General features: G+C 74.4%; 25 protein-coding genes and 1 tRNA gene. 6 read left to right on the top strand and 20 right to left on the bottom strand.

Annotation, left to right across the window (positions count from 1 at the left end; translation table 11 throughout):
• Nucleotides 1-69: 69 nt before the first annotated feature.
• The 8 genes from ACI79Q_RS16580 to ACI79Q_RS16545 form a co-directional block, all read right to left on the bottom strand.
• Nucleotides 70-143: transfer RNA gene (locus tag ACI79Q_RS16580), tRNA-Pro, on the bottom strand.
• An 86-nt stretch (nt 144-229) separates the two neighbouring features.
• Nucleotides 230-1576 (bottom strand): ribosome biogenesis GTPase Der, encoded by a 1347-nt coding sequence (gene der / locus ACI79Q_RS16575; RefSeq protein ID WP_456600071.1) that lies wholly within the window; start codon nt 1574-1576, stop codon nt 230-232.
• Complete coding sequence (gene cmk, locus ACI79Q_RS16570; RefSeq protein ID WP_456590778.1) at nt 1573-2295, bottom strand: (d)CMP kinase; 723 nt, start codon at nt 2293-2295, stop codon at nt 1573-1575. The genes der and cmk overlap by 4 nt, the downstream gene beginning before the upstream one ends.
• Before the next feature lie 40 nt (nt 2296-2335).
• Nucleotides 2336-2698, bottom strand: a complete 363-nt coding sequence (aroH, locus tag ACI79Q_RS16565) for a chorismate mutase (protein WP_456595690.1) — start codon at nt 2696-2698, stop codon at nt 2336-2338.
• A gap of 131 nt (nt 2699-2829) precedes the next feature.
• Complete coding sequence (locus ACI79Q_RS16560; RefSeq protein ID WP_456615053.1) at nt 2830-3906, bottom strand: ABC transporter ATP-binding protein; 1077 nt, start codon at nt 3904-3906, stop codon at nt 2830-2832.
• Nucleotides 3907-3934: 28 nt separating this feature from the next.
• On the bottom strand, nt 3935-4906 hold the full coding sequence (locus tag ACI79Q_RS16555; RefSeq protein WP_456615052.1) for a carbohydrate ABC transporter permease: 972 nt from the start codon (nt 4904-4906) through the stop codon (nt 3935-3937).
• The gene (locus ACI79Q_RS16550; RefSeq protein WP_456590774.1) at nt 4903-5781 is read right to left on the bottom strand and encodes a carbohydrate ABC transporter permease; all 879 of its coding nucleotides are present in this window, start codon (nt 5779-5781) and stop codon (nt 4903-4905) included. The genes ACI79Q_RS16555 and ACI79Q_RS16550 overlap by 4 nt, the downstream gene beginning before the upstream one ends.
• Before the next feature lie 67 nt (nt 5782-5848).
• Nucleotides 5849-7159, bottom strand: a complete 1311-nt coding sequence (locus ACI79Q_RS16545; protein WP_456590773.1) for an ABC transporter substrate-binding protein — start codon at nt 7157-7159, stop codon at nt 5849-5851.
• A 303-nt stretch (nt 7160-7462) separates the two neighbouring features.
• On the opposite strand from ACI79Q_RS16545, the gene ACI79Q_RS16540 reads away from it, so the two are divergent.
• Together ACI79Q_RS16540 and ACI79Q_RS16535 are read left to right on the top strand one after the other, a co-directional pair.
• Nucleotides 7463-8467 carry a LacI family DNA-binding transcriptional regulator gene (locus ACI79Q_RS16540; RefSeq protein WP_456590772.1) on the top strand — a complete coding sequence of 335 codons (1005 nt, stop codon included), beginning with the start codon at nt 7463-7465 and terminating at the stop codon, nt 8465-8467.
• A 29-nt stretch (nt 8468-8496) separates the two neighbouring features.
• Nucleotides 8497-10887, top strand: a complete 2391-nt coding sequence (locus ACI79Q_RS16535) for a beta-xylosidase/alpha-l-arabinosidase (RefSeq protein ID WP_456615051.1) — start codon at nt 8497-8499, stop codon at nt 10885-10887.
• Nucleotides 10888-10932: 45 nt separating this feature from the next.
• Here the strand turns inward: ACI79Q_RS16535 and ACI79Q_RS16530 are convergent, their stop codons facing one another.
• The gene (locus tag ACI79Q_RS16530; RefSeq protein WP_456600068.1) at nt 10933-11826 is read right to left on the bottom strand and encodes a LysR family transcriptional regulator ArgP; all 894 of its coding nucleotides are present in this window, start codon (nt 11824-11826) and stop codon (nt 10933-10935) included.
• A gap of 73 nt (nt 11827-11899) precedes the next feature.
• Between ACI79Q_RS16530 and ACI79Q_RS16525 the strand changes: the two genes are divergently transcribed.
• Nucleotides 11900-12517 carry a LysE/ArgO family amino acid transporter gene (locus tag ACI79Q_RS16525; protein ID WP_456590769.1) on the top strand — a complete coding sequence of 206 codons (618 nt, stop codon included), beginning with the start codon at nt 11900-11902 and terminating at the stop codon, nt 12515-12517.
• A 15-nt stretch (nt 12518-12532) separates the two neighbouring features.
• On the opposite strand, the gene ACI79Q_RS16520 is transcribed toward ACI79Q_RS16525, so the two are convergent.
• Nucleotides 12533-13378, bottom strand: a complete 846-nt coding sequence (locus tag ACI79Q_RS16520; protein ID WP_456595696.1) for a pseudouridine synthase — start codon at nt 13376-13378, stop codon at nt 12533-12535.
• 125 nt (nt 13379-13503) lie between these two features.
• Here ACI79Q_RS16520 and ACI79Q_RS16515 point away from each other — a divergent pair, with 125 nt between their 5' ends.
• Nucleotides 13504-13905 (top strand): hypothetical protein, encoded by a 402-nt coding sequence (locus ACI79Q_RS16515; RefSeq protein ID WP_456615050.1) that lies wholly within the window; start codon nt 13504-13506, stop codon nt 13903-13905.
• A 32-nt stretch (nt 13906-13937) separates the two neighbouring features.
• On the opposite strand, the gene scpB is transcribed toward ACI79Q_RS16515, so the two are convergent.
• From scpB to ald, 6 genes are all read right to left on the bottom strand, one after another.
• Nucleotides 13938-14765, bottom strand: coding sequence for an SMC-Scp complex subunit ScpB (gene scpB, locus ACI79Q_RS16510; protein ID WP_456600066.1), 828 nt, complete (start codon nt 14763-14765; stop codon nt 13938-13940).
• Nucleotides 14762-15604, bottom strand: coding sequence for a segregation and condensation protein A (locus ACI79Q_RS16505; RefSeq protein WP_456590765.1), 843 nt, complete (start codon nt 15602-15604; stop codon nt 14762-14764). Before ACI79Q_RS16505 ends, scpB begins: the two co-directional genes overlap by 4 nt.
• 75 nt (nt 15605-15679) lie before the next feature.
• Nucleotides 15680-16198 (bottom strand): hypothetical protein, encoded by a 519-nt coding sequence (locus ACI79Q_RS16500; RefSeq protein ID WP_456590764.1) that lies wholly within the window; start codon nt 16196-16198, stop codon nt 15680-15682.
• A complete protein-coding gene (locus tag ACI79Q_RS16495) occupies nt 16195-17100 on the bottom strand; it encodes a ParA family protein (protein ID WP_456590763.1) in 906 nt (301 codons plus the stop codon). Before ACI79Q_RS16495 ends, ACI79Q_RS16500 begins: the two co-directional genes overlap by 4 nt.
• Before the next feature lie 209 nt (nt 17101-17309).
• On the bottom strand, nt 17310-18251 hold the full coding sequence (gene xerD / locus ACI79Q_RS16490; RefSeq protein WP_456615061.1) for a site-specific tyrosine recombinase XerD: 942 nt from the start codon (nt 18249-18251) through the stop codon (nt 17310-17312).
• An 8-nt stretch (nt 18252-18259) separates the two neighbouring features.
• Nucleotides 18260-19375 (bottom strand): alanine dehydrogenase, encoded by a 1116-nt coding sequence (gene ald, locus ACI79Q_RS16485; protein ID WP_456613347.1) that lies wholly within the window; start codon nt 19373-19375, stop codon nt 18260-18262.
• A 231-nt stretch (nt 19376-19606) separates the two neighbouring features.
• Between ald and ACI79Q_RS16480 the strand changes: the two genes are divergently transcribed.
• Nucleotides 19607-20212, top strand: a complete 606-nt coding sequence (locus ACI79Q_RS16480) for a hypothetical protein (RefSeq protein ID WP_456615049.1) — start codon at nt 19607-19609, stop codon at nt 20210-20212.
• A gap of 32 nt (nt 20213-20244) precedes the next feature.
• Here the strand turns inward: ACI79Q_RS16480 and ACI79Q_RS16475 are convergent, their stop codons facing one another.
• Nucleotides 20245-20397 (bottom strand): VOC family protein, encoded by a 153-nt coding sequence (locus ACI79Q_RS16475; protein WP_456590760.1) that lies wholly within the window; start codon nt 20395-20397, stop codon nt 20245-20247.
• Between the two features lie 59 nt (nt 20398-20456).
• On the opposite strand from ACI79Q_RS16475, the gene ACI79Q_RS16470 reads away from it, so the two are divergent.
• Nucleotides 20457-20582 (top strand): WCX domain-containing protein, encoded by a 126-nt coding sequence (locus tag ACI79Q_RS16470; protein WP_456600064.1) that lies wholly within the window; start codon nt 20457-20459, stop codon nt 20580-20582.
• A 12-nt stretch (nt 20583-20594) separates the two neighbouring features.
• On the opposite strand, the gene ACI79Q_RS16465 is transcribed toward ACI79Q_RS16470, so the two are convergent.
• Genes ACI79Q_RS16465 through ACI79Q_RS16455 form a run of 3 tightly spaced genes read right to left on the bottom strand, consistent with a single transcriptional unit; the run spans nt 20595 to nt 25295 of the window.
• Nucleotides 20595-21197, bottom strand: coding sequence for an NUDIX domain-containing protein (locus tag ACI79Q_RS16465; protein ID WP_456590758.1), 603 nt, complete (start codon nt 21195-21197; stop codon nt 20595-20597).
• Entirely contained in the window at nt 21197-22933 is a 1737-nt protein-coding gene (locus tag ACI79Q_RS16460) for a CTP synthase (RefSeq protein WP_456615048.1), read from the bottom strand. Before ACI79Q_RS16460 ends, ACI79Q_RS16465 begins: the two co-directional genes overlap by 1 nt.
• Nucleotides 22908-25295: a hypothetical protein gene (locus ACI79Q_RS16455; protein ID WP_456590756.1), complete on the bottom strand. Its 2388-nt coding sequence runs from the start codon at nt 25293-25295 to the stop codon at nt 22908-22910. The genes ACI79Q_RS16460 and ACI79Q_RS16455 overlap by 26 nt, the downstream gene beginning before the upstream one ends.
• Nucleotides 25296-25302: the final 7 nt, after the last annotated feature.

Raw genomic sequence — 25302 nt, 5'->3', positions numbered from 1 at the left:
CGACCCGGAGCACGGCAGAGGCGGGCCGACCTCGTGGTCGGCCCGCCCCTGACCTGCGACGTCACACTGTCGGGCTGACAGGATTTGAACCTGCGACCCCTTGACCCCCAGTCAAGTGCGCTACCAAGCTGCGCTACAGCCCGCGTGCCGCCCGCCTCCCGGGACTTCCCGGGCCGCGAACAACCGCCCGAGAAGGTTACCGCACGGCCACCGAGGCCCGTGACGGTGGTCAGCCGCGCTTGCCGTCCTTGTCCCGCCCCTCGCGGACCTTCACCGAGATCTCGATGGGCGTGCCGTGGAAGCCGAACTGCTCACGCAGCTTCCGCTCCAGGAACCGGCGGTAGCCGGCCTCCAGGAAGCCGGTGGAGAAGACGACGAACCGCGGGGGCCGGATGTCGGCCTGCGTGACGTACTTGATCTTGGGCGCCCGGCCTCCGCGCGCCGGCGGCGGGGTCTCCTGCACCAGCGCCCGCACGAAGGTGTTGAGCTCGGCCGTGGGCACCCGGGTCTCCCAGGAGGCCAGGGCGGCCCGCAGGTGGTCGGCGAGCTTGCTGACGCCGCGGCCGGTGGCGGCGGAGATGTTGACCCGCGTGGCCCACTTGACCCGGGCGAGCTCGCGCTCGATCTCGCGCTCCAGCTGGTAGTGCCGGTCCTCGTCGAGGGTGTCCCACTTGTTGATCGCGATGACCAGCGCCCGGCCGGCCTCGACGACCTGGCTGATCACCCGCTGGTCCTGCTCGCTGATCACCTCGTCGGCGGCGAGCAGCACGACGGCGACCTCGGCCGCCTGGATCGCCGCCTCGGTGCGGAGGCTGGCGTAGTACTCCATGCCGCTGGCGGTGTTGACCTTCCGGCGCAGCCCCGCGGTGTCGACGAACCGCCACTCCTCGCCACCGAGCGTGACGATCGAGTCGACCGGGTCGACCGTGGTCCCGGCGACGGAGTCGACGACCGAGCGCTCCTCCTTGGCCAGTCGGTTGATCAGGCTGGACTTGCCGACGTTGGGCCGGCCGACCAGCGCCACGCGGCGCGGCCCGCCCTCCTCGTCCTGCTCGCGCGGCGCCTCGGGCAGTGCGTCGAGGATCAGGTCGAGCAGGTCGCCGCTGGCCCGGCCGTGCAGCGCGCTGACCGCCTGCGGCTCCCCCACGCCCAGGCTCCACAGCTCGGCGGCGTTGGCCTCGCTGCGCTCGTCGTCGACCTTGTTCGCCACCAGGATCACCGGGCGGTCGCTGCGCCGGAGCACGCGGGCGGCCGCCAGGTCGGTCTCGGTGGCGCCCACCTGGCTGTCGACCACGAGGACGATGACGTCGGCGGTCTTCATGGCGTACTCGGCCTGCCGGGTGATCGAGGCCCCCAGGCCGGCGGCCTTCGGGTCCCAGCCACCGGTGTCCACCACGGTGAACCGCTTGCCGTTCCACAGCGCCTCGTAGGCGATGCGGTCCCGGGTCACGCCCGGGGTGTCCTGCACGACGGCGGCGCGCCGGCCCAGAACCCGGTTGACCAGCGTCGACTTGCCCACGTTGGGCCGGCCGACGATGGCCACCACCGGGAGCGGCGCGCCCTGCTGCTCGGTCACGACCGCTGCCCCACGGCGACAGCGGACTCGGCCAGCGCCACGATGCGGTCGACGACCTGGGCCTGGGAGAGCTCGCTGCTGTCGACGACGACGGCGTCGGCCGCCGGGCGCAGCGGGCTGTCGGCCCGGCTGCTGTCGTACTCGTCGCGGCGGCGCAGGTCGGCGGCGAGCGCCGCGATCTCCGCCGGGTCGGTGACGCCCAGCTGCCCCGCGCGCCGCTGCGCGCGCACCTCGGGTGCGGCCGTCAGGTAGATCTTCAGCGTGGCGTCGGGCAGGACGACGGTGCCGATGTCGCGGCCCTCGACCACCACGGCGTCGGCCCCGGCCACCAGGGCCCGCTGCTGGTCGACCAGCTGGCGGCGGACGGCGGGCACGGCGGAGACCGCCGACACCGTCCGGGTCACCTCGGCGCCGCGGATGCGCGCGGCGACGTCGGCACCGCCGACCTCGACCCGCTCCGTCCCGGCCTCGGTGCCGACGACGATCCGCGCCTCGGCGACGGTGCGGGCCACGGCCTCGGCGTCGTCGGGATCGATCCCGGCGTCGAGCACGGCGACGGTGGCCGCGCGGTACATCGCGCCGGTGTCGAGGTAGGCAGCGCCCAGCCGGGCGGCGACGCCACGGGCGACGCTGGACTTGCCGGTCCCCGACGGGCCGTCGAGGGTCACCGACCCGCGGAAGGGGGTCTGGGGGGTGGTCATGTGCTCCTGCTCGGTCATGGGGCCTGCTCGTGCATGGGGTCGCGGTCGCCGGGCCCGGTCACTGCGCGATGTCCCGCCGCAGCGCCACGGCGCCGCGCAGGTAGACGTGCTGGATCTCCGCCCGCGGCTTCGGCGTCTCGACGTGCGCCATGAGACGGAGCACGCGTGGCAGGGCGTGGGGCACGGCGATCTCGGTGGCGCACATGAGCGGCACGCCCCCCATGCCGAGCTCGCGGGCAGCCAGCGCCGGGAACTCCGAGACGAGGTCGGGGGTGGCGGTGAACAGGATGCTGATCACGTCGTCGTGCTCGAGCTCGTTGCGGTCGAGGACGGCGGCCACCAGCTCGCGGGTCGCCTCGAGCACCTGCTCCCGGTCGTCGGCCTCGACCTGGGTCGCGCCCCGGATGGCTCGGACGGCCATGCACTCTCCTCGCTCGCGTTCCCCCGCCTCCCGGGGACCCCACGAGTCTAGGGAGCGCCCGCCACCCCTTCTCCCCCGCGCGCGGCGGGCCCGGCCCGACGACCCGCGTCCGGGCCGCCGGGCCGGGGGTCTCAGCCGCCCAGCCGGGCGCCGGTGCTCCTGTCGAACAGGTGCACGTGGCCGGGGCGGGGGCGCACGTGCAGCAGCTCGCCCTTCCGCGGCGGGGTGCGCCCGTCGACGCGGGCGCAGAGCAGCTGCTCCTCGTCCCCGGCGGTCGTCCGGCCGTAGACGTAGGCGTCGGCGCCGAGCTCCTCGACGACGTCGACCTCGACCGCGAGCCCGGACCGGGCCACCTCCAGGTCCTCCGGCCGGACCCCCAGGGTCACCACCGCGTCCGATGTCCCGCCGAGCACCTCCCGGCCCACCGGGTGCACCTCGTCGCCGAAGGGCACACCACCGTCGACCACCGGCAGCGTGAACAGGTTCATCGCGGGCGAGCCGATGAACCCGGCCACGAAGACGTTGGCCGGCCGGTCGTAGAGGTCGCGCGGCCGGCCCACCTGCATGAGCAGCCCGTCCTTGAGCACCGCCACCCGGTCGCCCATCGTCATCGCCTCGGTCTGGTCGTGGGTGACGTAGACGGTGGTGATGCCCAGCCGCCGCTGCAGAGCGGCGATCTGGGTGCGGGTCTGCACGCGCAGCTTCGCGTCGAGATTGGACAGCGGCTCGTCCATGAGGAACACCTGCGGCTGCCGGACGATCGCCCGCCCCATCGCCACCCGCTGCCGCTGCCCGCCCGACAGCGCCTTGGGCCGGCGGTCGAGGTACGGCTCCAGGTCCAGCAGCTTCGCCGCCTCCCGCACCCGTTCGGCGATCTCGGCCTTCCCCTGGCCCGCCATCTTGAGCGCGAAGCCCATGTTGTCCGCGACCGTCATGTGCGGGTACAGCGCGTAGTTCTGGAACACCATCGCGATGTCGCGGTCCTTGGGCGGCACGTCGGTGACGTCGCGGTCGCCGATGAGGATCCGGCCGTCGGTGACGTCCTCGAGACCGGCGAGCATCCGCAGCGACGTCGACTTGCCGCAGCCCGACGGGCCGACCAGGACCAGGAACTCGCCGTCCTCGATCTGCAGCTCCAGGCCGTCCACCGCGGGTCGTTCGGCGCCGCCGTAGACGCAGCTGGTGTGCTCGTAGGTGACCGAGGCCATGGGTTTCCTCTCGCGAGCGGCGGCCGGGCTACTTGCCCGCGCCGGCGGTCAGGCCGCTCAGCAGGTAGCGGCGGCCGACCAGGTACAGGACGAAGATGGGGACGACCGACAGCGTCACCGCTGCCAGGAGAGCGGGGACGTTGGTGCCGAACTGGCCCTGGTAGTCCCACAGGCCCAGGGTCAGCACCCGCGTGCTCACCGACTGGGTGAGGACGAGAGGGAAGAGGAAGCCGTTCCACGCGGTGAGCGAGGTGAACACGGCCACCGTGGTGATCGCCGGCTTGGCCAGCGGGAGGACGAGGTGGCGCAGCGCCTGGAACGGCCCGGCGCCGTCGAGGGTCTGCGCCTCGTACAGCTCCTTGGGGATGTCGCGCAGGCTGTTGGTCATCACCAGCAGGGCCACCGGCATCGCGAAGGCCGCCGTCGGCAGGATGACCGCGAGCAGGGTGTCGTACAGGCGCAGCTGGGTGATCATCAGGTACACGGGGATGATCGCGGCCTGCGCGGGGATCGCCAGCCCGACGAGCATGAGCGAGAAGCCCCGCTGCACCACGCGCCCGGCGTTGCGGGCCACGGCGTAGCCGGCCGGGAGCGTCAGCCCGACGACGATGGCGATGGTGGCCACCGTGACGACCACCGTGTTCAGCAGGTACGTCGGGAAGTCTCCGGAGAGGACGGTCTGGTAGTTCTCCAGCGTCGGGGCCGGTGGCAGGGCCAGCGGGTTGTCCGACAGGTAGTCCGACCGGGTCCGGAAGCTGGCGGCGACCAGGAAGTAGAGCGGGACGGCGACGAGCGCCAGCCAGACGGTCGCGAGCAGCCCGGCGATGACGTTGGGGCGGCCGTGGGCCCGCCGCCGGTTCCGGATCCGCCGCCGCTGGCGCTCGGGCACCTCCGGCACCGGTGCGATCGGCGAGGGCGGCGCCTCCGCCGTCCGCACGCCCACCGCACCCGAGCGGCCGCCCGTCATGTCGTCGCCGCCCAGCGGCGCCCGGTCGCTCACATGCCCTCCTGCTGGCTCTGCATCTTGCGGAAGCCGGTCGCCGTGGTGACGGCGAGCGACAGGCCCGCGCCCAGGACCAGCAGCAGCACCGCGATGGCGCTGGCGTAGCCGAACTCGAACCCGCTGAACCCGGTGATGTACATGTGCAGCGGCAGGATGCGCGTCGCCGTCCCGGGCCCGCCGCCGGTGAGGATCAGGATGGTGTCGAACGTGGTCACCGAGCCGACGAGCATGAGGACCGTCGAGGTGACGACGGTGTACTTCAGCAGCGGCAGGGTGATGGTGAAGAACTGCCGGTAGCGACCCGCGCCGTCGAGGGTGGCGGCCTCGTAGAGGCTCTGCGGCACCTGGCGGGCGGCGGCTTGGTACAGCAGCGTGTGGAACGGGATGTACTGCCAGCTGATCACCCAGACCACGGTGTAGACGACGAGGTCGGTGTCGCCCAGGAAGTTGAACCGGTCCAGCAGCGGCAGCCCCTGGGTGACGCCGAAGTTCGGGTCCAGGACCGCGGCCCACAGCAGGGCGATCGCCGCCGTGGACAGCAGCAGCGGCAGGAAGAAGATCGAGCTCAGGACGGCCCGGTTGCGCTGGCGCCCGGCCGCCCAGACCCCGATCAGCATCGCGATCGGGGTCTGGACGACCCAGGTCAGCACCATGAACAGCAGCGTCAGCCGCAGCGAGGCCCACGCCCGGCCGTCCTCGACCAGGCGCGTCCAGTTCTGCGTCCCGGAGAGCTCGGGGAACCCGAAGCCGTTCCAGGAGGTGAAGCTGAGGTAGACGACCAGGACCATGGGCAGCACGGCGAACGCCCCGAAGAACGTGACCGCCGGTGCGAGGTACCAGCCCGAGGGCCGGTCCTGCCGGGTGATCGCCATCCGTGGTGCCCCTGTCCTGGTGCGCTGTGCCGTGTCGTGCATGGTGCGGTGCCGGGCCGAGGCCGGGTCAGACGCCCGACATCGCGTCGACGAAGCCCTGCGGCGTCTGGTTGCCGAGGAAGAACTGCTCCAGCTGGGTCAGCATCTCGGTGGCCTCGTCGGCCGGCAGGTCCTGGTCCCAGGACAGCTGGAAGTTGTCCGCCTCGGCCGTCGCGTCGTAGATGAACGTCGCGTAGTCGCCGTTCTCGGTCTCCGCCAGCTGGTCGCGGATGCCCTGCACCGGCGGCACGTCACCGGCCTCGATGAGGTCGGTGATGTACTCGTCCGAGGTGAGCTCCGTCCGCAGGTACTCGCGGGCGGCCTCCTTGTGCTCCGAGGAGCTGGTCAGCGAGTAGAAGTTCGACACGTTGCCCACCAGGTTCGACGGGTCACCGGCACCGCCCTCGATCGCCGGGAAGGTGGCCCACCCCAGGTCACCGGCCTCGACGAACTCGGGACTGTCGTTGAGCTGGTTGGTGTACTCCCACGAGCCCATGAGGTGGAATCCGGCGTCGCCCTGGGCCAGGATCGTGGATGCGCCACCCACGTCGTAGCCGACCGAGGCGAAGTCCTCGCCGAAGGCGCCGCGGTCGATGAGCTCGCGCAGCATCGTGAGCGATTCGAGGACGGCCGGGTGCTCCCAGGCGCCCTCCTCGCCGTCCCGGATGGCCTGGAAGACCTCCGGGCCGCCGACGCGGTCGAGGATGTACTCGATCCACATGAGCTCGGTCCACGCCTGGGTTCCGGCCAGGGCGATGGGCGTGACGCCCGCGGCCTTGAGCGTGTCCACGGCGGCGAGCAGCTCGTCCCAGGTCTGGGGCACCTGGACACCGGCGGACTCGAGCACGGCGTTGTTGTAGAAGAGCATCACCGGCTGCATGCCGCGCATCGGCAGGCCGTAGTTCTTCCCGTCGAGCTCGGCACCGGCGAGCACGCTGGGCAGGAAGGCGTCCCGCAGCTCGGGGTCGTCGTCCAGCAGCCCGGTGAGGTCCTCGACCTGGCCGGCGTCGACGTACTCCTTCAGGTTGCCGCCGCCCCAGTTGAAGAAGAGGTCCGGGGCGTTGGGCGAGCCGAGGGCGACCCGCAGCCGCTGCTTGTAGGGGTCGTTGCCGAACGTGGCGAGCTCCAGCTCACCGGCGTCGGAGTTCTCGTTGAAGCGTTCGATCGACGCTTCCTCGATCGGGTTGAGGGCCGCGTCCTCGAGGGCCCACACCTGGCCGGTGCCGCCCTCGCCACCCCCTCCACCGGGACCGGAGGAGCCGCAGGCCGCGACCAGCGTGCCTGCCAGGACCAGAGCGCCGGCCTGAGTGGCCACGCGGGTCAGACGCCGGAGGGACATCCCACCGCCACCTTCCTGTTTCGTCGTTGAAAACCGAAAGTTTCGAGCAGTTGCGAGAATGTAAGCCGCGTCACGAAGGGTGTCAACGGGGCCGTCACCGCGGCGTTATGAACCCCGCCAGCAGCCCGGTGGCGCCGCGAACGACGACGGGCTAGCGTCCGAGCCACCCGCGCGGGCTACCGCCGCTCCGAAACTTTCGATACCATCGCCGCTCCTGTCACAGTGATGCGCACCACTGGGCGGGTACCGCCGGCGCAGGTCCGGCGGGTTCGGCCCCCGGCGCTCACCCTCAGGAGGACGGCAGTGGCGACACCTCAGCTCGGCCGGCCGACGCTGGCCAGCATCGCGGCCGCGGCGGGCGTCTCGCTGCCCACGGTCTCCAAGGTGGTGAACGGCCGCCAGGACGTCTCCCCCGCCACCCGGGCGCACGTCCTCGCCCTGCTCGAGGAGCACAACTACGTCCCCGTGGCCCGCAGGTCCGCGAGCCCGGCCCGCCCGCTGGTGGACGTCGTGTTCACCGCGCTGGACAGCCCCTGGGCGGTGGAGATCCTGCGCGGGATCACCGAGAGCGGGCTGGACGTGGTGGTGGGCACCCTCGCCCGCGACCCCGGCGCCGACTGGGTGCAGGCCCTGATCAACGGGGGGCGGCAGGGCGCGCTCGTCGTCACCTCCCGGCTCACCGCCGCCGACCAGCGGCGGCTGGGCGGCTCGCACCTGCCCGTCGTCGTCATCGACCCGGTCGACATGCCGGGCCAGGACGTGCCCAGCGTCGGCGCGACCAACTGGGCCGGCGGGCTGGCCGCCACCGAGCACCTGGTGGAGCTCGGCCACCGGCGGATCGCGGTGATCGGTGGGCCGGAGGCGTTCCTGTGCAGCCGCGCCCGCATCGACGGCTACCGGGCGGCGCTGGAGCGCGCCGGCATCGGCGTCGACCCGGACCTGGTGCGGCACGGCAACTTCCACCACGAGGGCGGCTACGAGCAGGCCCGTCTGCTGCTCGAGCTGCCCGACCCGCCGACGGCGATCTTCGCCGGCAGCGACGAGCAGGCCTTCGGCGTCCTGGAAGCCGCCCGCCAGGCCGGCCTCTCGGTGCCGGCCGACCTCTCGGTCGTCGGCTTCGACGACCTGCCCATGGCGCGCTGGTCCTCGCCCCCGCTGACGACCGTGCGCCAGCCGCTGGCCGACATGGGCCGGATGGCCGGCCGCATGCTGCACGACCTCATCACCGGGGGGCAGCTGGACACCCAGCGCATGGAGCTGGCCACCCACCTGGTCCCCCGCGCCTCCACCGCAGCGCGCCCGCGCTGACCACTCACCGCACCCCTGGAGCCACCTCCTTGACCCAGCCCCCGGCCGCCGACGTCCCGGAGCCCACCCCGCTCCCCGGCCCCCCGCCCGCCGACTGGACCGACCCCGGCCGCCCCCTGCCCGAGCGGGTCCGCGCCCTCATGGCGGTCATGACGCTGGAGGAGAAGGTCGCCCAGCTCTACGGCGTCTGGACGGCGATCGGCGACGGCGAGGACGTCGCACCCAACCAGCACGAGTTCAGCGAGCCGCTGCCGCCGTGGGAGGAGCTGACCAAGGCCGGCCTCGGCCAGCTCACGCGGATGTTCGGCACCGGCCCGGTCGAACCGCTCACCGCGGCGCGCGTGCTGGCCCAGACCCAGCGGGACCTGATCGCGAACTCCCGGCTCGGCATCCCGGCCGTGGCCCACGAGGAGTGCCTCGCCGGGTTCACCGCCTGGCAGGCCACGGTCTTCCCGGTGCCCCTGGCCTGGGGCGCCGCATTCGACCCCGACTCGGTGGCCCGGATGGCCGCCGCCATCGGGGCGCAGATGCGCTCGGTCGGCGTCCACCAGGGCCTCTCCCCCGTCCTCGACGTCAGCTTCGACCACCGCTGGGGACGCACCGAGGAGACCATCGGCGAGGACCCCTACCTGGTCGCCGTCCTGGGCAGCGCGTACACACGCGGCCTGGAGAGCACCGGCATCGTCGCGACGCTCAAGCACTTCGCCGGGTACTCGGCCTCGGGCGCCGGTCGCAACCACGCCCCCGTCCACCTGGGTCCCCGGGAGTTCGCCGACGTCGTGCTGCCGCCGTTCGAGACGGCCCTGCGCGAGGGTGGCGCCCGCTCGGTGATGCACTCCTACGCCGCCGTCGACGGCGTTCCACCGGCCGCCGACGAAGCGCTGCTCACCGGCCTGCTGCGCGACACGCTCGGCTTCGACGGCGTCGTCGTCGCCGACTACTTCGGCGTCTCCTTCCTGGAGGCGACCCAGGGCGTCGCCGGTTCCCCCGGCGAGGCGGCCGCGCTGGCCCTGGCCGCCGGCGTGGACGTCGAGCTGCCGACCGTGCGCTGCTACGGCGAGCCGCTGCTCGAACTGGTGCGCACCGGTGCGGTGCCCGAGTCGCTGGTCGACCGGGCGGTCGAGCGGGTGCTGCGGCAGAAGGGCGAGCTCGGGCTGCTCGACGCCGGCTGGGACCCCGAGCCGGCGGTGCTCCGGGACGGCGGCACGCTGGACCTCGACCCGCCGGAGATGCGGGCGCTGGCGCGCACCATGGCCGAGCGCTCGGTGGTGCTGCTGGACAACACCGCCGGCGTGCTGCCGCTCCGGGCTCCGTCGTCGGTCGCCGTCGTCGGGCCCTGCGCCGACGAGGTGCTGTCGCTGATGGGGTGCTACGCCTTCCCCAACCACGTCGGGGTGCAGCACCCCGAGGTGCCGCTGGGCATCGAGCTGCCCACCCTGCTGGACGCGGTCCGAACCGAGTACCCCGAGGCCACGGTCACCACGGCGGCGGGCTGCCCGGTGCAGGAGCCCGACCGCAGCGGCATCGCCGAGGCCGTCGGCGTCGCCACCGCCGCCGACGTCTGCATCGCCGTCGTCGGCGACGTCTCCGGCCTGTTCGGCCGGGGCACCTCGGGTGAGGGCTGCGACGCCGAGGACCTGCGGCTCCCCGGCGCCCAGGCGGAGCTGCTCGACGCGCTGCTGTCGACCGGCACCCCGGTGGTCGTGGTGCTGCTGAGCGGGCGGCCCTACGCGCTGGGCGAGGTGGCCGGCCGGGCCGCCGCGGTCGTGCAGGCCTTTCTCCCCGGCGAGGAGGGGGCGGGTGCGGTGACCGGCGTGCTGAGCGGCCGGGTCAACCCGTCCGGCAAGCTGCCGGTCCAGGTGGCGCGGACGCCGGGCGGTTCGCCGGCCACGTACCTGAGCCCGGCGCTGGCGCGCAGCAGCGGCATCAGCTCCGCCGACCCCACCCCGCTCTTCCCGTTCGGTTTCGGCCTGTCGTACACCAGCTTCGCCCTGGGCGACCTGCGGCTGGACGACGTCGCCGTCGGCGACTCCCCGGCGGAGGTGGCCACCGACGGCTCGGTGCGCCTGTCGTGCACCGTCACCAACACCGGGGACCGGGACGGCGCCGAGGTGGTGCAGCTCTACCTCTCGGACCCGGTGGCGAGCGTGGTGCAGCCGGTGCGCCGCCTGGTCGGCTTCGCCCGCGTGGAGCTCGCGGCCGGCACGTCGGCGCGGGTGGTGTTCACGGTGCACACCGACCGGGCGTCGTTCACCGGGCGCGACCTGCGCCGCATCGTGGAGCCGGGCGAGCTGGTGCTCGCGGTGGGCACCTCCAGCGAGGACCTGCCGCTGTGCGCCCGGGTGCGGCTCACCGGTCCGGTGCGCGAGGTCGGGCCCGACCGGGTCCTCACCACGCCGGTGCAGGTCGGCACTCCCTGACGACGCCGGTCCCCGGCCCCGCGCGGTGCGGGAGCCGGGGGCCGGTCACGCCGGCTGCCGCAACCGTGCGCGGGCGGCCCCGATCAGTGCGCCGGCCGCCCGGTCCAGCGGTGCGGAGTGCAGCCGCCACTGCTGCCAGTGCAGGGCCACGTCGACGGCGCCCGCCAGGTCGAACGACCCGACCGCTCGCTCCCCTGCGGGCCGGGCGGCCGCCAGCTGGAGCTCCGGCAGCATGCCCCAGCCGAAGCCCAGGGTCACGGCGGTGAGGTAGTCCGCCGACGAGGGCACGTAGTGGACCGGCACGTCCGCCGTCGACGGGAGGTGGCGGCGCAGGTAGACGTGCTGGAGGTCGTCCCGGCGGTCGAACACGACCACCGGCGCCCGCGCCAGGGCCGCGGGGCGGGGGCCGTCGGGGAACCAGCGGTCGAGGAAGGCCGGCGCCGCGCACGGCAGGTACCGCATGGTTCCGAGCGGCGTCACCCGGCAGCCGGCCACCGGCTCGGCGTCGGAGGTGACCGCGGCCATCACCGTGCCGGCCCGCAGCAGCGTGCTGGTGTGCGTCTGGTCGGCGCTGTGCAGGTCGAGGCGCAGGTCAGCGGCGAGCGGGGCGAGCGCCGGCAGCGCCCAGGTGGCCAGCGAGTCGGCGTTCACCGCGAGCGGCACCACGGGCGGCCCGGACCCGGACGGGTCGAGCTGCCGGCCGGTGTCGGCGACGAGCAGGCCGACCTGGCGGGCGAGGCGCAGCACCGGCTCGCCGGCGGTCGTGACGGTCGCCGGCCGCCCGCGCCGCACCAGCACCCGGCCGGTGGCCTCCTCCAGCGCCCGCAGGCGCTGGGACACCGCGGACGGCGTGACGTGCAGCCGCCGTGCCGCCGCCTCCAGGGTGCCCTCGTCGACCACCGCCACCAGGGTGCGCAGCTGGGCCAGATCGATCTCCACGGACAGCAATGCTAATGCGGCTGAAGGATCTTTAGCTGGACTGCAGGCGATCGGCGCTCCTAGCGTGGCGTCCGTGACGACGGGACTGCTGGCCGCGCTGGCCGGGCTGGGGCTGGGCCTCTCGCTGATCGTCGCGATCGGGGCGCAGAACGCCTTCGTCCTCCGGCAGGGGCTGCGCGTCGAGCACGTCGGCGCGGTCGTCGTGCTCTGCGCGGTGTCCGACGCCGTGCTCATCCTCGCCGGGGTCGCCGGCAACTCGTGGCTCAGCGCCCGCCTCCCCGACGCGATCACCGTCATCCGGCTCGCCGGCGCCGCCTTCCTGCTGGGCTATGCCGCGCTCGCCGCCCGGCGTGCTGTGCGCCCGTCGTCGATCGCCGTCGAGACCGGGGGCCTCCGGACCGGTCTGGCGGCCACCGTGGCCACCTGCCTGGCGCTGACCTGGCTGAACCCGCACGTCTACCTGGACACGGTGCTGCTGCTGGGGTCGGTGGCCGACAGCCACGGTGGGCGGAGGTGGTGGTTCGCCGCGGGCGCCGCCGTCGGCAGCGTGCTCTGGTTCAGCGCCCTCGGGTACGGCGCCCGGCTGCTGCGGCCGCTGTTCGCGCGGCCGGCCGCCTGGCGGGTGCTCGACGCCGGCATCGCCGTCGTGATGGCGACCCTCGGCCTCGGTCTGCTGGCCACGGCGCTGTGAGCCGCCGCGGCGCGGTCAGAGCCCGACGAGCTCCTCGAGCGCACCGACCTCCGCGCGGGTGAGCTTCCGGATCGACCCGCTGCGCATCCGCTGGAGCTGGACCGGCCCGACGGCGGTGCGGGTCAGCCGCGAGACCGGGAGCCCGACGGCGGCGAGCAGCCGGCGGACGATGTGCTTGCGCCCCTCGTGCAGCACCACCTCGACCACGGACTGGCCCGCGTGGGTGTCGACGACCCGGAACGAGTCGACCGTGACCGGCCCGTCCTCCAGGTCGATCCCGGCGCGCAGCCGGCGGTGCAGGTCCCGCGGCACCGAGCCCGAGACCTGTGCCAGGTAGGTCTTGCGCACGCCGTACGACGGGTGGGCGAGCCGGTGGGCCAGCTCCCCGTCGTTGGTGACCAGCAGCAGGCCCTCGGTGTCCTGGTCGAGGCGGCCCACGTGCACCAGGCCGGGAGCCAGGTCGCCCACCATGTCGCCGATCGTGGGGCGGGCGCGATCGTCGCTCATCGCGGTGATGACTCCCGCGGGCTTGTTGATCGCGTAGGTGACGCGGTCGTCGCGGATCTCCAGGCGCGCGCCGTCCACGGCGATCTTGTCCTCGAGCGGGTCGACCCGCATGCCCTGCACGCGCACCTGCCGGCCGTTCACGCTGATCCGGCCGGCGTCGATCATCTCCTCGACCACCCGGCGCGACGCGACCCCGGCGCGGGCCAGCACCTTCTGCAGCCGCTCCCCCTGCCGCTCCCCCGGCTCCTCCGGCTCGGGGCGGTCACCGGGGTGCGCCGGGGCCAGCTCCATGTCCTCCGACCAGCCCTCGCCGGCCGCGGTCGTGCTCTCGTCGTTCGGGGTCGCGTCGCTCATCGCCGTCCAGTCTCCCACCCGCCCCCGGGCCGCCTCGCCGCGCTCCGCCCGGCCGTGCGCCACCTCACCGTGACACCCCGATCGGGGTACTGGTGGCCGCGGGCCGGCCGACCCAGGATGCGCACATGAGCAGCACGCGCAAGGTCGGCCTGGTCGTGGCCGCGACGGCGACGGCGGGGTGGGCGCTGTTCGCGGTCGCCATCGCGACCGGGGACCCCGACGACGGGGCGAACATCGGCGCCGGCCTCGCGGGCCTGCTGGCCCTCGCCCTGTCGGGGATCGCGCTGGTCGTCCTCCTCGCGTCCCTGCGGGCACCGGGCGACGGATCGGGCCGCCGGCGCGATGCGCGGATCGGGGCGCCGCTGGCGGTGGTCTCCCTGCTGCTCCTCGCCGCGTTCTGGTTCGGCAGCGGCTCGGTGCCGTCCGTGGCGTCCGAGGACGCCCTGCGCATCGTGCTCGGTGCCGGGATCGTCACCTTCCTGGCCTCGGTCGCCTGCTTCGTGCCCCCGCGCCCTCCCCGGGCCTGACCGGGGTCCAGGCGCGGCACCGGTCGACCGTATCAGGCGTCGGGGTGCTCGTCGAGCACCGTGGCGGTCTCCGGCAGCAGCGGCGCGAGCTCGGGCAGCTCGGCCAGGCTCGCCAGCCCGAGCCGTTCCAGGAACAGCGGAGTCGTCGCGTACAGCCCCCCACCGCTGTCGGGATCGGTGCCCACCTCGTGCACCAGCCCGCGCCCGATGAGGGTGCGCATGACGCCGTCGACACCGACGCCGCGGATCGCCGACACCCGGGCCCGGGTCACCGGCTGCCGGTAGGCGATCACGGCGAGGGTCTCCAGCGCGGCCTGGGTGAGCCGACTGCGCTGCCCCTCGCCGAGGTACCGCTCGACGACGGCGGCGTGCTCCTCGCGGGTGTAGAGCCGCCACCCCTCCCCCACCCGGCGCAGGCTGATGCCGGCCGAGCGGTCGTCGTAGGCCGCCGCCAGCTCCGTCAGCCCCTGGCGGACCTGCTCGACCGGGCAGCGCAGCGCCGCGGCCAGCGTCTCGTCGTCGACGGGGTCGTCGACGACGAACAGCAGGGCCTCCAGCCCGCCGCGCAGCTCGACCGGGTCCAGCAGCACCACCGCTTCCGGCTCCGGCTCCGGTTCGGGCGCGGGCGCGGGCGTTGCCGCGGGCGGGGACGCCGCCTCCTCGGCGGGCACCGCCGGCACCGGCAGCTCCTCCACCGGGCGCTCGGCGACGCGGGCGGCGAGCTCGGCCGCGACGGCGTCCCAGGCGGCCGGGTCGGCATCCCCGCGCTCGGCCGCCTGCTCGCGGGTGGCGGCCAGCTCGGCAGCGAGCGACTCCCAGGAGATGGGGGCGGGGTCTGGGTCGGTGCGGTCGTCGGTCACCGGTACTCCTCGTCGGCGTCGGGGGCCGGGGCGCCGGCCGGATCGGGCACGCCCTCGCCGGTCCAGCGCACGTGCAGCTCGCCCAGCGGCGTGAGCTGCTCGAACACCACCCGCTGCTGGCGGTACAGCTCGAGCAGTGCGAGGAAGCGGGCCACCACCTCCAGGGTGTGCCCGCAGTCGGCGGTGAGCGCCCGGAAGCTCGACGTCCCCGCGCGCACGAGCTGGTTGCGCACCAGCAGCAGCTGCTCGGAGACGCTGACCGGGGGCGCGTGCAGGTGCGCGACGCTGACCGTCTCGGGCACCTTGGGGGCGAGAGCCCGGGCGGCCAGCGCGGCGAACTGCGCCGGCGTGATGTCCAGCAGCACCTCGGGGACGAGCTCGGCGAACCGCGGCTCCAGCGCCGCCTCGCGCGGGTGGCGGCGGGCGGCGTCGGCCTCGCGCTCGCGCAGGAACGCGGCCGCCTGCTTGTAGGCCTTGTACTGCAGCAGCCGGGCGAACAGCAGGTCCCGCGCCTCCAGCAGCTCGAGGTCCTCCTCGTCGTCGACGTCGGCAGCAGGCAGCAGGCGGGCGGCCTTCAGGTCGAGCAGCGTGGAGGCGACGACGAGGAACTCGCTGGCCTGGTCCAGGTCCAGCTCGTCGCCGAGCGCGCGCAGGTGGGCGATGAACTCGTCGGTGACCCGTGACAGCGCGATCTCGGTGACGTCGAGCTTGTGCTTGCCGATCAGCTGCAGCAGCAGGTCGAACGGGCCCTCGAAGTTGGTCAGCCGGACCGTGAAGCGCGCCGGAGCGGCCCCGTCGGCCTGATCGGCCGGCGGAACCGCTCCGGTGCTGTCGCTCACGAGCACCCACCGTAGGCGGCCCTCCCGCAGGGACCCGCCGCGAGCATGCGAGAGGCGGGGGTCAGGAGGGTCCTCTCACTTCTCTTTCAGCCGACGGACGAGGATCGCGTCGTCCCCGCGCTCGGCCAGGTCGGCCAGCAGCACCGACACCGCCTCGCGGACGATGCGGCCGCGGTCCGCGGCGAGGCCGTGGTGGGCGCGCAGCGTCAGCCGCGCGGACTCCAGGGCCAGCAGCTCGTCGGCGGAGATGTAGACGGTGATCTTCTCGTCGTGCTTGGTGCGCTCGGCCCGCCCGCGGGCGGGCCGCCCGCGGGTGGCGATCTTCGGCTGCAGCACCGGAGCCGGGGCCGGCTCGGCCGGCGCGGCGCGGAAGGCGGCCAGGTCGTCGCCGGGCTGCGCACCGCCCGGGACGAGGGTCAGCGCCGCGGCCGCCTCGGCGGGCGACTCCCCGACCCGGCGGGCGGCGCTGCGCAGCGCCGGGGAGCTGGCCGGGGTCGGCAGGCTGGGGAGTTCGGTGACCTCGGACGCCGTCGCTGCGGCGTCCGTCCGGCGGAACAGTTCCGACGCACCGGGCAGAACGGGCCGCCGAGTCACAGGGCCAGCACCTCCTTGGCGAGGTCGCGGTACGCCGCGGCGCCCGTCGACGTGGGTGCCCACGTGGTGATCGGCTGGCCGGCGACCGTGGTCTCCGGAAACCGCACCGTGCGCTGGATGACGGTCTGGAACACGGTGTCGCCGAACGCCTCGACGACCCGGCTGAACACCTCCCGGCAGTGCACGGTCCGGGAGTCGTACATGGTGGCGAGGATGCCGTTGATCTCCAGCGACGGGTTGAGCCGCTCCTTGACCTTGTCGATCGTGTCGACCAGCAGCGCCACCCCGCGCAGGGAGAAGAACTCGCACTCCAGCGGGATCACCACGCCCTGGGCGGCGGTGAGCGCGTTCACCGTCAGCAGGCCGAGCGAGGGCTGGCAGTCGATGAGGATGTAGTCGTACTCGTCGACCACGTCGGCGAGCACGCGCAGCAGGGTCTGCTCCCGCGCCACCTCGCTGACCAGCTGCACCTCCGCGGCGGAGAGGTCGATGTTGCTCGGCACCAGGTCCAGGCCCGGGATGTCCGTGGGCACCCGCACGTCCCGGAGGCTCGTGCGCCGCTCCATCAGCACGTTGTAGATGGTCCGGTCCAGGTTCTGCGCCGGCACGCCCAGCCCCACCGACAGCGCCCCCTGCGGGTCGAGGTCGATGAGCAGCACCTTGCGGCCGAACTCCACCAGCGCCGCACCCAGGTTGATGGTGGACGTCGTCTTGCCGACGCCACCCTTCTGGTTGCACATCGCGATGACGCGGGCGGGGCCGTGCTGGGTCAGCGGCTTGGGGTCCGGCAGGGGGCGCTGACGCGCCCTGGCCGGGTCCAGCCGCAGCGCGGCCGCCCCCATCTCGGGGTCGGTGTCGTGCGGGCGCGCGACGGCAGAGGCCGCGTCCGCTCGGATCGCCATGGGTAGTCGCCTCCAGCTCGAGCCCGTCCGGACGTTCCGGGTGCGGTCAGCCGTCCTGTCCGCTCGGGTGAGGAAGACGCTAGGGAGCTGGAGAAAGGTTCCCAAGGCGGCACGCCGTCGACGTGTCGACATGGCGACGAATGCCAACGCATGTGACTGCTCAAGCCGAGCAGACTGTGGATTCTGCTGAATCCGAGCGTTCCCTGCTGTCAGGTGAGCGCACGGGGGTGGCTGGTCGCGTAGACCTCGCGCAGCCGGTCGACGGTCACCAGCGTGTAGACCTGCGTGGTCGTCACCGAGGCGTGGCCCAGCAGCTCCTGGACCACGCGGACGTCGGCGCCGCCGTCGAGCAGGTGGGTCGCGAAGCAGTGCCGCAGCGTGTGCGGTGAGATCTCGCCCTCCAGGCCCGCCCGCTCGGCGGCCGTCCGCAGGATCGACCAGGCGCTCTGCCGGGACAGCGGGCCGCCGCGCACGTTGAGGAACAGCGCGCCGCCGCGCACTCCGGCCCGGCCGTTCGCGGCGAGCGCCGGGCGGGCCCGCACCAGGTACTCCTCCACGGCCCGCAGGGCGTAGCTGCCGACCGGTACCACGCGCTCCTTGCCGCCCTTGCCGGCCAGCCGGACGGCGCTCTGCCCACGGTCGAGGTCGTCCACCGCCAGACCGACGGCCTCGGAGATGCGGGCGCCGGTGCCGTAGAGCAGTTCCAGCAGCGCGCGGTCGCGCAACCCGCGCGGCCCCTCCAGGGCTCCGGCCGCCTCGATCAGCGCGACCACCGACTCCACGGGCACCGCCTTGGGCAGCCGACGGGCCGGCGTGGGCGGGCGCACCTCGTGGGCGACGTCGTCGGGCACCAGCCCGTCGAGGAGCGCGAACCTGTGCAGTCCGCGCACGGCCACGACCGCGCGGGCGGCGGAGGTCGCCGACAGGGGCGGGTGGTCGTCGTCGCCCCGGCGCAGTGCGGTCAGGAAGCCGGCGACGTCGGACTCGGCGACCTCCCGCAGGCCGCGCACGCCCGCCGCCGCCAGGTACTCGCTGTAGCGGCGCAGATCGCGGCGGTAGGAGGCGATGGTGTTGGCCGCCAGCCCCCGTTCCACGGTCAGGTGGTCCAGGTAGCCGGTGACGACGCGTTCGACGTCCGGTCCCGCGGACAGCGTGCTGGTCAGGGGAGCACCTCCTGGAGCGGGACGGCGGCCATGTCGTGGGCCTCGGCCACCTCGGGCAGCACCACGCTGCCACCGACCACGTTCACCCCGTGGGCCAGGGCCGGGTCGCGCCGGACCGCGGCGGACGTCCCCTCGGCCGCGAGCGCCATGACGTAGGGCAGCGTCACGTTGGTCAGCGCGTGCGTGGAGGTGTTCGGCACCGCCCCCGGCATGTTCGCCACGCAGTAGAAGACCGACTCGTGCACGCGGAAGGTCGGGTCGTCGTGCGTGGTCGGCCGGGTGGCCTCGAAGCAGCCACCCTGGTCGACGGCGATGTCCACCAGCACCGACCCGGACCTCATCCGCGCCACCAGGTCGTTGCTCACCAGGGTGGGGGCCTTCGCGCCGGGGACGAGCACCGCGCCGATCACCAGGTCGGCGTCGAGCACGGCGCGCTCCAGCTCGTAGGCGTTGGAGGCGACGGTCTGCAGGTGCCCCTGGTAGATCCGGTCGGCGGCGCGCAGCTTGTCGATGTCGCGGTCGAGGACGACGACCTCGGCCTGCATGCCGAGGGCGATCGCCGCCGCGTTCATCCCCGAGACGCCGGCACCGATCACCACGACCTTGGCGGCGTAGACCCCGGACACCCCGCCGAGCAGCACCCCGCGGCCGCCGTGCGCCCGCTCGAGGCAGTGGGCCCCCACCTGCGGCGCCATCCGCCCGGCGACCTCCGACATGGGGGCCAGCAGGGGCAGGGTGCCGTCGGCCTTCTGCACGGTCTCGTAGGCGATCGCCGTGGTCCCGGAGGCGACGAGCGCCTCGGTGCACTCCCGGGAAGCGGCGAGGTGGAGGTAGGTGAAGAGCGTCTGCCCGGCCCGCAGCCGGCCGTACTCCTCGGCGACCGGCTCCTTCACCTTGAGCAGCAGGTCGGCGTCGGCCCAGACGTCGTCGGCGGAGGCCACCAGCCGTGCGCCCGCGGCGGTGAAGTCCTCGTCCGGGATGGACGACCCCTCCCCCGCTCCCCGCTCGACCAGCACCGTGTGCCCGGCCCGCGTCAGCTCGGTGACACCGGCCGGGGTGAGCGCCACCCGGTACTCCCGGTTCTTGACCTCTCGGGGAACTCCGACCCGCATCGCTGGCTCTCCTGGTCCCGGCGGGGCGCTCCCCGAGGGTGACGGGGCACCCCACCGCATCGTGGGCCGCCCGGTCGGGGCGGGCCTCGCCGCGGAGTGTAGGCATGCCGACCGGCTCGGTACCGGCGCGGAAGCCGATTCGTGACCGCGCGCGGCCGGGGGGCCGGGCTGCCGCGCACACCCGGCTGGCCGACGATGACGGGGCCACCCGCCCTCCCGGAGGACCGCCCCATGCGCTTCTACGCCCAGCACCCCGCCCTGCGGGCACGTCAGCTGGCCGCCGACCTCGGCTTCCTGGCGTGGTCGGTGGTCTGGGTGCTCGTGGCACGGGCCGCGCACGGCGCCGTCCTGGTGCTGGCCGAGCCGGGACGGGCGGTCGAGGACCTCGGCCGGTCGGTCGCCGGCTCCATGGGCTCGGCCGCGGCGGCGGCCGAGGACGTGCCCGTGGTGGGCGACGAGCTGGCCGCGCCGTTCGGCGCGCTCGCCGGCGCCGGGGGCTCGGTGCTGGGGGCCGGGCAGTCGGCGCAGGACGCCGTCGGCACGCTGGCGACGATCCTCGCCGTCGTCCTCGTGCTGCTCCCCGTGGGCTGGCTGCTGCTGCGCTGGCTGCCCTGGCGGCTGCGGTACGCCCGCGAGGCGGGTGCGACCCGCACCCTGCTGGCGGGCACACCGGATCTCCACGTCCTCGCCGCCCGGGCCCTGGTGAACGCGCCGCTCCCCCGGCTCGCCGCGCTGCCTGCCGGCACGGGTGCGGCCTGGCACGCCGGGGACCCTGCCGCGGTGCGCGCCCTGGCCGCCGTGGAGCTCGCTCGGCTCGGCCTCCGGCTGCCGGGCTGACCGGCGCGACCCGGCACCGGCCGCGGAACCCGTCACGCCGGGGAGCGGCCCTCGACCACGTCGAGGTAGTGCTGGTTGGCCATGACCCCGAGCACGTTGCCGAAGGGGTCGACCACCGATGCGGTGACGTAGCCGGGGCCCCGCTCGACCGGCTCCTGGTGCACCGTCGCGCCCAGCGACAGCAACCGCTCGAACGCGGCCCGGGGACGGCCGGGCGCGGGTCCGCCTGGCCGCCCCGACGCCGTTGGACATCGCCCGCACGCTCGCCGGCTGGGGCGCCGACGTCGAGGTGATCGAGCCGGCGCCGGTCCGGGCCGAGCTGGCGCGGATCGGCGCCGAGCTCACCGGCCGCTACGCCGGCGCGCCGTGATCGGCGGCCGCCTCAGCCGGCGTCGACCGGGCGGAGCCGCGGGCCCGCCGCCCGCACCTGGGCAGCGGCCAGCAGCCCCACGACGGCGGCGACGTTGCGGATGTCGCCGTCGAACACCCGCTGGACCGCGTCGGCGAGCGGTACCCGCTCCACGGTCATGTCCAGCTCCTCGTGCTCCACGGTGAAGCCCTCGGGGCGGTCGACCTCGGTGAGCCCCTCGGCCAGGTAGACCAGCACCTGCTCGTCGCAGAAGCCGGGCGAGCTGTAGTGGGTGGTCAGCAGCGACCACCGCGCGGCCGAGAGCCGGACCTCCTCGGCCAGCTCCCGCTTCGCCGTCTCCAGCGGTGGCTCACCCTCCGCGTCGCGGAGCCCCGCCGGCAGCTCCCACAGGTAGCCGCCCACCGGGTGCCGGTACTGCCGCAGGAGGACCACCTCGTCGGTCTCGGTGAGCGCCACGACCGCCACCGCCCCCGGGTGGCGGACCACCTCCCGGACGCTGTCCCCGCCGCCGGGCATCGCCACGGTGTCCTTGACCAGGCGGATGACCCGCCCCTCGTACACCGGCTCGGTGGCCAGCACGCGGTACTCGTGGGCGTCCGGCTCGCCCTTGCCCATCAGATGCCGACCTTCTCCGCCTCGTCCACCGGCACCGGCAGCCGCGCCGACTCCTGGTAGTCGACGGCTGCCTGCACGAACGCCGCGAACAGCGGGTGCGGCCGGGTGGGGCGGCTCTTGAGCTCCGGGTGGGCCTGGGTGCCGACGAAGAAGGGGTGGACGTCGGCGGGGAGCTCGGCGAACTCCACCAGCGTCCCGTCCGGCGAGGTGCCGGAGAAGACCAGGCCGGTCTCGCTGAGCCGGTCCCGGTAGGCGTTGGCCACCTCGTAGCGGTGGCGGTGCCGCTCGGTGATCTCCGTCGACCCGTAGGCGCCGGCCACGACCGAGCCCTTCTGCAGCACGGCCGGGTAGCTGCCCAGCCGCATCGTGCCGCCCATGTCCCCGCGCCCGGCGACGACGTCGAGCTGGGTGGCCATCGTGGAGATGACCGGGTCGGGGGTGCTCGGGTCGAACTCGGTGGAGTTCGCGCCGGTGATCCCGGCCAGGTTCCGGGCGGTCTCGATGACCATGCACTGCAGGCCTAGGCACAGCCCCAGGGTCGGGATGCCGTTGACCCGGGCGTGCCGGATCGCGCCGAGCTTGCCCTCGATGCCGCGCACCCCGAACCCGCCGGGGATGCACACGCCGTCGACGCCGGCCAGCGCCTTCTCCGCGCCCTCCTCGGTCTCGCAGTCGTCGGAGGCGACCCAGCGGATCTGCACCCGGCTGCGGTGCGCGAAGCCACCGGCGCGCAGCGCCTCGGTGACCGAGAGGTAGGCGTCGGGCAGGTCGATGTACTTGCCGACGAGCGCGATCGTCACGGTCTGCTTCGGGGCGTGGACGCGGTCGAGCAGGTCGCCCCAGACCGTCCAGTCCACGTCGCGGAACGGCAGGCCCAGCCGGCGGACGACGTAGGCGTCGAGCCCCTCCCGGTGCAGCACCTTGGGGATGTCGTAGATCGACGGCGCGTCCGGGCAGGAGATGACCCCCTCGGCGTCGGTGTCGCACATCAGGCTGATCTTGCGCTTGAGGCCCTCGTTGATCTCGCGGTCCGAGCGGCAGACCAGGGCGTCGGGCTGGATGCCGATGCTGCGCAGCGCGGCGACCGAGTGCTGCGTCGGCTTGGTCTTCAGCTCGCCCGAGGGCGCGATGTAGGGCACCAGCGAGATGTGCAGGAAGAAGCAGTTGTCGCGGCCGATCTCGTGCCGCACCTGGCGGGCGGCCTCGAGGAAGGGGAGCGACTCGATGTCGCCGACCGTGCCGCCGATCTCGGTGATCACGACGTCGACGCGCTCCGCGCCGTCGGCACCGGCGAGGATGCGCGCCTTGATCTCGTTGGTGATGTGCGGGATGACCTGCACCGTGTCACCGAGGTACTCGCCGCGGCGCTCCTTGGCGATGACGTCGGAGTACACCTGCCCGGTGGTCACGTTCGCCCGGCCCGAGAGGTCGATGTCGAGGAAGCGCTCGTAGTGGCCGACGTCGAGGTCGGTCTCCGCACCGTCCTCGGTGACGAACACCTCGCCGTGCTGGAACGGGTTCATCGTGCCCGGGTCCACGTTGAGGTACGGGTCGAGCTTCTGCATCGTGACCCGGAGGCCGCGGCTGGCCAGCAGGGTGCCGAGCGAGCTGGCGGTCAGGCCCTTGCCGAGCGAGGAGACGACCCCGCCGGTGACGAAGACGAACTTCGTCGGCTGGTTGTTGCGGAGCAGGACGTTGCTGCCCGAGTGATCACGTGTTCCCGACGGTCGATCCACGGGAGACGACCGTAACACGGTCGGAGCCCTCGGCCGGGCCGGAGTGCGCAGCGCCACCCGCGGACCCACCCGTCTCGCGCCGGCCGTCCTGCGGGCCCGCGACCAGCCACACCAGCAGCGGTACCAGCAGGGCCGCGGCGGTGGCGGGCAGCGCGACGCCGGAGTCGTTGACCGCCGCTCCGATGGTGAGGCTCAGCGCCACGGACAGGAGCGCGGCGCGCAGCACGGCGGCGTCCCCGGGTGGCAGGCCGGCCGGGCCCCGCGGCGGGCGGCCGGGCACGGTCGGCGCGCTGCGCAGCGGGCCACCGGGCCGGAGCAGCCAGACGGCGGCGACAAGCGCGACCGGCAGCATCCACGCCAGCGGGCTGCCCAGCAGGATGCCGATGTTGGCCTGGGCCTTGCGGCTCACCACCGTCCACGCCTCACCGTTGAGCACCTGCTCGACGAAGCGGCCCAGGTGGCTGCGCTCCGTCGGCGGCCCCGTCCAGTCGAGCACCGCCACCGTGCTCACCGCCACCACGGCGGCGGCGAGGATCACGCCCAGCCGGACGATCGTGACCCGCACGCCGGTCAGCAGCATGGCCAGGAGCAGGAAGCCGGGCAGGGCCGCCAGGACGCCTCCGAAGTCCCGCCCGAGGCCGGGTGCCCCGATCACGGCGACGACGAGCAGCCCGGCCCCCACCACCACGGCGGCCGTGCGTCTGCGCCGCCGCCGGGGGCTCGACCGGCGTGCGACCGCCGCGGCCAGCGCCGCGGTGACCGTCAGCGCGCTCACCGACAGCAGCCCGAAGCTGAGGTTGCCGTAGCCGGTGAACCGCCCGGCCACGATCGCGTCGTAGCCCAGCGGGCCGTTGAGCTCCATCGTCGAGCCGGTGAGCACGTCGCCGACGAGGGTGACCAGGGTCAGCGCGAGGACCGCCAGCGCCGGCCCCAGCCGGCGGCGGCGCCACGGGCCCAGGACGGCGAGCGCCAGCACTGCCAGGTCGGCGACGACCACCGCGGTCACCAGCGCCGGCAACGGCTCCCCGGCCCGTTCCCACGGCACCAGACCCGCGAGGTAGGTGGCCACCGGCAGCCCGGCGGCGGCCAGGCAGAGCAGGCGCAGCGCCCGGCGGACCGGCGGCCAGGCCCCGGGGCGGGCACCCCGCCGCCCGGTGCCGACGACCAGCACGCCCAGCCCGACGACGACAGCGCCGAGGAGCACGAAGGTCCAGAAGAAGACACCGGTGTTGCGGTGGTGGGTGAGCGCGGCGGTGTTGACCCGCTCGAGCTCGGCCACGGCCTCGGGCAGCGGCGGTCGCTGCCCGGTGCTCCGCCACGGCTGCCCGTTCATCGACGACGGCGGGTCCAGCCCGAGCGCTCGGAGGGCGGTGGGTGCCACGTCGATCAGCTGGACGAACGGCGTCCGGCCGGTGCTCGCCGAGGTCAGCCAGCCCGCGTCGAAGCCGGGTCCCGAGGCCATGCCGACGTGCAGCTGGGGCCGGCCGTCGTTGACCTCGGAGATGCCGGCGAGCAGCAGCAGGGTGTCGCCCGGGAGCGCGTCGACCGCGCCGCGCAGCCGCCCCAGCGCGTCGTCGATCCGGCCCAGGGCGGCCGCCCGCGGCTCGGGCCGGGTGCCGTCGTCGGTGGGCTCGGCACCGGGGGCGCCGGCGTCGGTGAGCTGGTCCAGGGAGACCAGGGTCAGCGGGCAGGAGTCCAGCACCTCGGCCAGCTCGGCGGGGTTCGCCACCAGGGTGGGCACCGTGGTGAGGGGCACCCCGTCCGCGGCGACGGCCAGCGCGGCGGCCCGGCCCGACACCGCGGCGCACCCGACGACCTCCCCCAGCGCGCCGGGCTGCGCGCCGAACCGGACGGTGCCCTCGTCCTCGGCGATCCGGGCGACGGTGGCCTGCGGATCGCCCAGCGCCACCGCGGCCACCCGCTCCTGGAGGCCGCACCGCGTGAGCGAGGTGTCCAGCCGGGGCTCCTCGGGGGCCTCCTCCTCGGGGCCGGCTTCCTCCCGGTCCCCGTCGGGCGCCTCCGGATCGGGCAGCGTGGGCAGCGGCACCGGTGGCAGCCCCTCGTCGGTGCCGGGGAAGCGCGCCCGGTTCCCCGCGCCGAGCGTGGCCCAGCCGTCGAGCAGGCAGGTGGTGGAGCGGGCGGCCCGCACCGACGTCGCTCCGATCGCCGACCCCTCCGCCAGCGCCCACAGCTGCGGCGTCGCCGTGGCGTCGACATCGGCCCACGTGAGCCCGGGCACCCCCACCACCACGACGCGGTCGGCGGCGTAGTCCTGCTGGTCGGCCACCGCACCCGCCCCGGTCGGCAGCCCGACCAGCAGCAGCAGGACCAGCGCCACGAGCGCCGCCGTCCTGCGTGCCACCCGCGTA

It is taken from the genome of Blastococcus sp. SYSU DS0828 (assembly GCF_054050975.1).
The sequence above is the reverse complement of the archived record's forward strand: the minus strand, read 5'-3'. Positions and strand labels throughout refer to the sequence as shown.

Excerpts from the sequence above, each read along its gene's own strand:
- cmk (WP_456590778.1), bottom strand. The coding sequence starts at position 2,295 with ATGACCGAGCAGGAGCACATGACCACCCCCCAGACCCCCTTCCGCGGG.
- aroH (WP_456595690.1), bottom strand. The coding sequence starts at position 2,698 with ATGGCCGTCCGAGCCATCCGGGGCGCGACCCAGGTCGAGGCCGACGAC.
- ACI79Q_RS16560 (WP_456615053.1), bottom strand. The coding sequence starts at position 3,906 with ATGGCCTCGGTCACCTACGAGCACACCAGCTGCGTCTACGGCGGCGCC.
- ACI79Q_RS16550 (WP_456590774.1), bottom strand. The coding sequence starts at position 5,781 with ATGGCGATCACCCGGCAGGACCGGCCCTCGGGCTGGTACCTCGCACCG.
- ACI79Q_RS16545 (WP_456590773.1), bottom strand. The coding sequence starts at position 7,159 with ATGTCCCTCCGGCGTCTGACCCGCGTGGCCACTCAGGCCGGCGCTCTG.
- ACI79Q_RS16520 (WP_456595696.1), bottom strand. The coding sequence starts at position 13,378 with ATGAGCGACGCGACCCCGAACGACGAGAGCACGACCGCGGCCGGCGAG.
- ACI79Q_RS16515 (WP_456615050.1), top strand. The coding sequence starts at position 13,504 with ATGAGCAGCACGCGCAAGGTCGGCCTGGTCGTGGCCGCGACGGCGACG.
- ACI79Q_RS16495 (WP_456590763.1), bottom strand. The coding sequence starts at position 17,100 with ATGGCGATCCGAGCGGACGCGGCCTCTGCCGTCGCGCGCCCGCACGAC.
- ald (WP_456613347.1), bottom strand. The coding sequence starts at position 19,375 with ATGCGGGTCGGAGTTCCCCGAGAGGTCAAGAACCGGGAGTACCGGGTG.
- ACI79Q_RS16480 (WP_456615049.1), top strand. The coding sequence starts at position 19,607 with ATGCGCTTCTACGCCCAGCACCCCGCCCTGCGGGCACGTCAGCTGGCC.
- ACI79Q_RS16465 (WP_456590758.1), bottom strand. The coding sequence starts at position 21,197 with ATGGGCAAGGGCGAGCCGGACGCCCACGAGTACCGCGTGCTGGCCACC.